This is a genomic window from Bacillus pseudomycoides DSM 12442 (genome assembly GCF_000161455.1).
GTDB classification, from domain to species: Bacteria; Bacillota; Bacilli; order Bacillales; family Bacillaceae_G; genus Bacillus_A; species Bacillus_A pseudomycoides.
The window spans coordinates 5,122,653-5,129,954 of sequence record NZ_CM000745.1 but is presented as its reverse complement, the minus strand read 5'-3'; the positions used below and the strand labels follow the sequence as shown (position 1 = coordinate 5,129,954).

General features: G+C 38.5%; 5 protein-coding genes and 9 tRNA genes. All 14 read left to right on the top strand.

Annotated elements, in window-relative coordinates; all coding sequences use genetic code 11:
- Positions 1-8: 8 nt before the first annotated feature.
- Positions 9-83 (top strand) — tRNA-Asn (locus BPMYX0001_RS25980).
- Between the two features lie 4 nt (positions 84-87).
- A tRNA-Thr gene (locus BPMYX0001_RS25975) sits at positions 88-160 on the top strand.
- A 23-nt stretch (positions 161-183) separates the two neighbouring features.
- Positions 184-258 (top strand) — tRNA-Glu (locus BPMYX0001_RS25970).
- Positions 259-263: 5 nt separating this feature from the next.
- Positions 264-339, top strand: a tRNA-Val gene (locus BPMYX0001_RS25965).
- A 16-nt stretch (positions 340-355) separates the two neighbouring features.
- Positions 356-439: transfer RNA gene (locus BPMYX0001_RS25960), tRNA-Tyr, on the top strand.
- A gap of 65 nt (positions 440-504) precedes the next feature.
- Positions 505-579, top strand: a tRNA-Gln gene (locus tag BPMYX0001_RS25955).
- A 5-nt stretch (positions 580-584) separates the two neighbouring features.
- Positions 585-660, top strand: a tRNA-Lys gene (locus BPMYX0001_RS25950).
- Between the two features lie 5 nt (positions 661-665).
- Positions 666-737, top strand: a tRNA-Gly gene (locus BPMYX0001_RS25945).
- 10 nt (positions 738-747) lie between these two features.
- Positions 748-820 (top strand) — tRNA-Ala (locus tag BPMYX0001_RS25940).
- A 162-nt stretch (positions 821-982) separates the two neighbouring features.
- On the top strand, positions 983-2,128 hold the full coding sequence (locus tag BPMYX0001_RS25935) for a glycerate kinase (RefSeq protein ID WP_018781984.1): 1,146 nt from the start codon (positions 983-985) through the stop codon (positions 2,126-2,128).
- 220 nt (positions 2,129-2,348) lie between these two features.
- The gene (gene rocF, locus BPMYX0001_RS25930) at positions 2,349-3,242 is read left to right on the top strand and encodes an arginase (RefSeq protein WP_006097149.1); all 894 of its coding nucleotides are present in this window, start codon (positions 2,349-2,351) and stop codon (positions 3,240-3,242) included.
- Positions 3,243-3,492: 250 nt separating this feature from the next.
- Complete coding sequence (gene cdaA, locus BPMYX0001_RS25925; protein WP_003204777.1) at positions 3,493-4,320, top strand: diadenylate cyclase CdaA; 828 nt, start codon at positions 3,493-3,495, stop codon at positions 4,318-4,320.
- Entirely contained in the window at positions 4,313-5,776 is a 1,464-nt protein-coding gene (locus tag BPMYX0001_RS25920; RefSeq protein ID WP_018767177.1) for a CdaR family protein, read from the top strand. The genes cdaA and BPMYX0001_RS25920 overlap by 8 nt, the downstream gene beginning before the upstream one ends.
- A complete protein-coding gene (gene glmM / locus BPMYX0001_RS25915; protein ID WP_018767176.1) occupies positions 5,769-7,115 on the top strand; it encodes a phosphoglucosamine mutase in 1,347 nt (448 codons plus the stop codon). Before BPMYX0001_RS25920 ends, glmM begins: the two co-directional genes overlap by 8 nt.
- Positions 7,116-7,302 lie beyond the last annotated feature (187 nt).

The following is a 7,302-nucleotide window of genomic DNA, read 5'->3' as shown; positions in this document are numbered from 1 at the left end:
AATATTATTCCGCAGTAGCTCAGTGGTAGAGCTATCGGCTGTTAACCGATCGGTCGTAGGTTCGAGTCCTACCTGCGGAGCCATTATGCTTCCATAGCTCAGCTGGTAGAGCACTTCCATGGTAAGGAAGAGGTCACCGGTTCAAGCCCGGTTGGAAGCTTGGGAACAGTTTTAATTTTTTTTGGCCCGTTGGTCAAGTGGTTAAGACACCGCCCTTTCACGGCGGTAACACGGGTTCGAATCCCGTACGGGTCACCACTTTTGGAGGATTAGCTCAGCTGGGAGAGCACCTGCCTTACAAGCAGGGGGTCGGCGGTTCGATCCCGTCATCCTCCACCATATATTTTATAATGTCGGAGGGGTAGCGAAGTGGCTAAACGCGGCGGACTGTAAATCCGCTCCTTCGGGTTCGGCAGTTCGAATCTGCCCCCCTCCACCATTTTCAAAAAAACAACCTGAAAAGGTTTATTTTTTTGAAAAGACAACCATACTAGTAAATATTAATGGGCTATAGCCAAGCGGTAAGGCAACGGACTTTGACTCCGTCATGCGCTGGTTCGAATCCAGCTAGCCCAGCCATTTACGAGCCATTAGCTCAGTTGGTAGAGCATCTGACTTTTAATCAGAGGGTCGAAGGTTCGAGTCCTTCATGGCTCACCATTTTCGCGGAAGTAGTTCAGTGGTAGAATACAACCTTGCCAAGGTTGGGGTCGCGGGTTCGAATCCCGTCTTCCGCTTTTTTACTTCGGGGCCTTAGCTCAGCTGGGAGAGCGCCTGCCTTGCACGCAGGAGGTCAGCGGTTCGATCCCGCTAGGCTCCATTATAAATTAGAAAAAACCTTACATCTTTTGATGTAAGGTTTTTTGTCTATCTTGCTTAATAAGGATGAGTTTCCATTCATTTCGTTTACAATAGAAAGATAGAGTGAAATATACCATTTGAATTGAAGTGTGTTGGAATAAGGGGAATGGAGGGATCGGTGTTGAAAATTGTTATTGCATCTGATTCATATAAAGAAAGCTTACGAGCGATAGAGGTATGTAAGGCTATTGAAAAAGGATTTACTAAAATTTTTCCTGAAGCTGAGTATGTAAAAGTCCCGATTGGAGATGGAGGAGAAGGTACAGTCCAGTCCCTTGTTGATGCTACAGGGGGAAAGATTATTCCACTTCATGTAACAGGTCCACTTGGTGAGCGTGTAGAAGCATTTTACGGCATTTCTCAAGACAAAAGAACAGCGTTTATTGAAATGGCAGCAGCATCAGGATTACAGCATGTTTCAGTTAAAAAGCGAAATCCTCTTATTACAACAACAAAAGGAACGGGAGAGCTTATATTAGATGCACTGGATAAAGGCGTACAGCACATCATTTTAGGTCTTGGCGGAAGTGCTACGAACGATGGGGGTGCCGGAATGCTCTCTGCCTTAGGTGTAAAATTTTTAGAGAAAGATGGACGAGTAATAGAACCTGTCGGTGGAAATTTACATTCTATTGATTCTTTAGATTTATTGAAGTTGGATTCTCGTTTAGCACATGTAAAACTAGAAGCGGCGTGTGATGTAGATAATCCTTTGACAGGACAAAAAGGAGCATCTTTTGTATTTGCAAAACAAAAGGGAGCAAGTGCAGAAATGATTGCACAGTTAGATGATAACTTAAAGCGTTATGCCCATGTATTAAAAAAATATTTACATATTGATGTGGAAGAGATTGCAGGTGCAGGAGCTGCGGGGGGATTAGGCGCTGCTGTTGCTGCTGTACTACAAGGGGAATTAAGAAAAGGAATTGAAATTGTATTAGATTATACAAATTTTGATGAACATATAAAAGAAGCGGATCTAGTTCTTACAGGTGAAGGAAGGATAGATGTACAAACAGCTTATGGAAAAGCTCCAGTTGGAATTGCTAGACGGGCAAAGAAACTTCATATACCCGTTATAGCTATTGGGGGTTCCGTGCTCCCTAATCACATTTCAGTTTATAAAGAAGGAATAGATGCTGTGTTTGCTGCCACATCAAGTCCAATGACATTAGAGGAAGCATATATAACAGCAAAGGAAAATATTGAAATGTCCGCACGAAATATCGCATCTGTATGGAAAATAGCATCAGAAAGACGTCTCTAATATAGGAGGCGTTTTTTTACTTTCAATTATTTATGAATACATGTGTAATGAGGTTTCCTGGGAGGCGTTTCGTTTTATACATAAAATAGCTTTAGGATATTGGTTTCTACGTAGATATGGGTGAATAAGGTGCATATACATACAAAAAAATGTCGAGTTGAGTCAGACTATAGAAAAGATTTAAAATATTTAGTGAAGGCATAAAAGGGGGAGACTATCTATGAAGAAAGAAATTTCAATCGTTGGAGTTCCAATGGACTTAGGGCAAATGCGTCGTGGGGTTGATATGGGACCAAGTGCAATTCGTTATGCAGGAGTAATTGAACGAATTCAAAATATTGGGTATGACGTAGAAGATATCGGAGACCTATGTATTGAAAGAGAACAGGAAATAGATGAAAATACAAAATTAAGAAACCTTACACAAGTTGCACATGTTTGTGATGAATTAGCAAGTAAGGTTGATCATATTATAGAAAAAGGTCGTTTTCCACTTGTATTAGGTGGTGACCATAGTATTGCTATCGGGACACTTGCAGGGGTGGCAAAGAACTATAAAAATTTAGGTATTATTTGGTACGATGCACATGGGGATTTAAATACGGAAGAGACATCACCATCTGGAAACATTCATGGTATGTCACTTGCAGCAAGTTTAGGTTATGGACATCCTTCACTCGTTAATTTATATGAAGCGTATCCAAAGGTTAAAAAGGAAAACGTTGTTATTATCGGTGCGCGCGCGTTAGATGAAGGTGAAAAAGAATTCATTCGTAATGAAGGAATTAAAGTGTTTACAATGCATGAAATTGATCGTATGGGAATGACTGCCGTTATGGAAGAAACGATTGCATATTTATCTCATACAGATGGTGTTCATTTATCATTAGATTTAGATGGACTTGATCCACATGATGCACCAGGAGTTGGAACACCTGTAACTGGTGGATTATCATATCGTGAAAGTCATTTAGCGATGGAAATGTTATCGGAGGCTGATATCATTACATCTGCTGAGTTTGTTGAAGTAAATCCGATTTTAGATGAGAAAAATAGAACGGCAACAACAGCGGTAGCTTTAATGGGTTCTTTATTCGGTGAAAAACTAAAATAAATGTAAGAAAAGCAGCTGAAATGCTGCTTTTTTTATTTTAAAAAAAGAGTATAATAATGAGTTATATTATACCGCTTTACAAGAAAAGTTCGACATCTTACCAATTTTCACCAAGGGGGTGTCGTTGTAATTGTCGTTTCTTTCATGTATGGTATAATTAACTAGTTGTTGTAAATACATACAGATAGAGCAAAATAATAATATTTCAGTATATGGATAAAATTGCTCATAAGTAGGAGGAAGGGTTAGCATGCCTTTTGGAGATATGAACCTTTTGAAATATCTCAGTACGATATTAGATATCGCCGTTGTGTGGTTTGTTATATATAAGCTAATTCTTGTAATCCGAGGAACAAAAGCTGTTCAACTTTTGAAAGGGATTACAGTTATTATTATCGTTCGTATATTAAGTTATTTATTTGAGTTGCATACATTGCAGTGGCTCACGGACCAAGCTTTAACATGGGGATTTTTAGCAATAATTATTATTTTCCAACCAGAGCTTAGACGAGCGCTTGAACAATTAGGAAGAGGAAGTTTGTTCTCCCGTGGAATTGGTCAGGAAGAAGAAGAGCATGAAATCGTTGCGAATGCTGTGGCAAAGGCAACTGAATATATGGGGAAACGACGCATAGGTGCGCTTATTACATTATCTAGAGAAACTGGAATGGGAGATTATGTAGAAACCGGGATTCCTTTAAATGCGAATGTGTCATCAGAACTACTTATTAATATCTTTATCCCTAATACACCGCTTCATGATGGAGCAGTGATTATGCAAGGAAATACGATTAAAGCAGCAGCTTGTTATTTGCCATTATCGGAAAGCCCGTTCATATCAAAAGAATTAGGAACGCGTCACCGGGCTGCGATGGGAGTTAGTGAAGTAACTGATAGCATTACAGTGGTTGTATCAGAAGAAACAGGCCAAATCTCTTTAACTAAAAATGGAGAATTGCATCGTGACTTAAAAGTCGAACAGTTAAAAGAGATGCTTTTAGCAGAGTTTAGTGGAAATGTGAAGACAACTTCTTCATCTTTATGGAATTGGAATTGGAGGAGAAAGCGTCATGGATAAGCTAATGGAGAACCACTGGTTTTTAAAAGGAATTTCATTACTATTGGCGTTAATGCTTTACATGTCGACGAATTTGTCAGATAAAAACACGACAGGGAATACGAGTGCATCACTTTTTCCAACAGGTGATGTAACGGAGACAGTATCTAACGTTGTAGTAGCAGTAAATTATGATGAAGATAAATATATTGTAAGTGGTGTTCCAAAGTATATAAAAATAAAATTGGAAGGGCCAAAAAATGTAATTACTGCAGCAAGGTCGCAACGTGAGTTTGGAGTATCTTTAGATTTACGTGGGTATTCTACAGGAACATACGATGTGCCTTTAAAGTATACCGGGATGGAAAACAATTTAAAAGCAACAGTTCAACCGGCGAAAGTTAAAGTTACGATTCAAAAGAAAGCAAAAAAGTCATTTCCTGTGGAAGTAAAGTACTCAAATGAGAGTCAAATGCAAGGAAGTATGGTTGAAAAACCGACTATCAAACCAGGAACTGTTGAAGTTATGGGTACAGAAGAGGAACTAGCAAAAGTTGCGCTTGTCAGGGCGTATGTTGATTTGAAGGGGATAACAAAAACAGTAACAAAGACAGCCGAAATTGTACTGTATGATGAAGAAGGCCGGAAATTAGACTTACAAACAACACCGTCTAAAGTAAATGTTACAATCCCAGTTTCAAATCCAACTGCGACAAATAATATTGAAAAAACTGTGCCACTAACTTATGTGAAAAGAGGAAGTCTACCAGAGGGGTTAGCGGTTACAAACATCGGTATCGAACCAAATGAAGTGACAATATCAGGCCCAAAAGATGTTTTGGATAATATAAAGTCCTTGGAGGGCGTCGAAGTAGATCTTAGTAAAATTACGGAATCTACAACATTCGATGCCTCTGTTTTATTACCGAAAGGTGTAACCAATGTAAGCCCCAGTCAAGTGAAGGTTTCTGTCGAAGTGCAAAAACAAAAAACTGTAAAGCATAAGACAATAGATGGCATTTCTATACAAAAAAATGGATTGTCAGATGAATTCACTTTACAACTACTTTCTCCACAAAGTGGAAAGATAAGCGTTGATATTTCAGGAGAAGCAAGTATAGTAGATAAAATAACAGCGGCGCAAATAACAGCATCAATTAATCTACAAAACATATCTTCTGGGACGCATGATATTCCAATTCAGGTTAGCGGTCCTAGTAATGTTTCAATAGAAGCAAAACAAAAAACTGTAAAGGTAACCCTTGTAAAGAAAGAAAAACCAGATCAAGAAGTACAAGGTAAGCCGGAGCAACCAGATTCACAAAAAGATAAAGAGAATGAAACAGAAAAACCAACAGAAAAACCAACAGAAAAACCAACAGAAAAACCAAAAGAAGAACAGAACAAAGAATCTGAAAAAGAGAATGAAGCAGAAAAACAAAAAGAGCAAAATAAAGGAGCGAATAGCAATGGGTAAATATTTTGGTACAGATGGTGTGCGCGGTGTCGCGAATAAGGAATTAACACCTGAATTAGCGTTTAAAATTGGTCGTTTTGGAGGGTATGTATTAACAAAAGATACAGATCGTCCAAAAGTGATTATTGGTCGTGACACACGAGTATCTGGTCATATGCTAGAAGGTGCGTTAGTAGCAGGATTATTATCAACTGGAGCAGAAGTTATGCGCCTTGGCGTTATTTCAACTCCTGGGGTTGCTTACTTAACAAAAGCATTAGATGCACAAGCAGGTGTTATGATTTCAGCATCTCATAACCCAGTACAAGATAATGGAATTAAATTCTTCGGTTCAGATGGGTTTAAACTAACTGATGAGCAAGAAGCTGAGATTGAGGCTTTATTAGATAAAGAAGTAGATGAATTACCACGTCCGGCAGGAACAGAGCTTGGACAAGTGAATGACTACTTCGAAGGTGGACAAAAATACTTACAATACATTAAACAAACTGTAGAAGAAGATTTCTCAGGTTTACATATTGCTTTAGATTGTGCACATGGTGCAACATCTTCTTTAGCACCATATTTATTTGCAGATTTAGAAGCTGATATCTCTACAATGGGTACTTCACCAAACGGCATGAATATTAATGACGGTGTTGGTTCTACACATCCAGAAGGTTTAGCAGAATTAGTAAAAGAAAAAGGTGCAGATATTGGACTTGCCTTTGATGGTGATGGAGACCGTTTAATTGCAGTAGATGAAAAAGGAAACGTTGTTGATGGGGATCAAATTATGTACATCTGTGCGAAGTACATGAAAGAAACTGGTCAATTAAAACATAACACAGTTGTTTCAACAGTTATGAGTAACTTAGGTTTCTACAAAGCACTTGAAGCAAACGGTATTACAAGTGATAAAACAGCAGTTGGTGATCGCTATGTAATGGAAGAAATGAAACGCGGCGGTTATAACCTTGGTGGTGAACAATCTGGTCATATTATCTTGCTTGATTACATTACAACTGGAGATGGAATGTTAAGTGCACTTCAGCTTGTAAACATCATGAAAATGACGAAGAAACCATTGTCTGAGCTTGCAGGTGAAATGACAAAGTTCCCACAATTATTGGTGAACGTTCGTGTAACAGATAAGAAACTGGCATTAGAAAATGAGAAAATTAAAGAAATCATCCGTGTGGTAGAAGAAGAAATGAACGGAGAAGGACGTATCCTTGTTCGTCCTTCTGGAACAGAGCCACTTATTCGAGTTATGGCAGAAGCACCAACACAAGAACTTTGTGATGGATATGTACATCGTATTGTAGAAGTTGTGAAAGCTGAAGTTGGCGCTGAATAATTCGCCAATTTCATATGAAAAAGGAGCACGTTTTGTGCTCTTTTTTCATATGTTTTATAGACAATGAAAATTTTTCATTGACGGTTTATGCTGTTTGTTATAAGATGGTCTTGTTCTTTTTCTCAAAATTAATATATGAATTATGAAAGCGCCAGAGCTACAAGTTATGTAGTTGACGAGGAGGAGT